The sequence below is a fragment of the Halorubrum sp. SS7 genome (assembly GCF_005435055.1).
Taxonomy (GTDB): Archaea; Halobacteriota; Halobacteria; order Halobacteriales; family Haloferacaceae; genus Halorubrum; species Halorubrum salinarum.
Genome location: NZ_SGXV01000556.1, coordinates 1 through 259, shown reverse-complemented (window position 1 = coordinate 259; position 259 = coordinate 1). Strand labels below are relative to the sequence as shown.

General features: G+C 64.5%; 1 protein-coding gene. It reads left to right on the top strand.

Translation table 11 applies throughout. The features are described from left to right. Positions 1 to 259: pentapeptide repeat-containing protein (locus tag EXE44_RS19120; RefSeq protein WP_199241306.1), on the top strand; the 259-nt coding region annotated here is incomplete at both ends.

Below are 259 nucleotides of genomic sequence, written 5' to 3'. Positions count from 1 at the left end.
ATGGAACACGCGTGGTTCGGGAAGTCGGAGTTCCGTGACGGAGTCTCCTTCGACAACGCGACCATCCGCGAAGAGGCGCTGTTCACCGGGGCGACGTTCACGGATCGCGGAGACTTCGAGGGAGCGCGGTTCGGCGCCCACGCGGAGTTCTCTCGGACCGTCTTCGATTCGGCGTCGTTCGAGCACGCACACGCCGCGGGGACACTCGACCTCGGACACGTGGTCTGTGATCGCTCCCTCAAAATGGGAGCGATCGAGG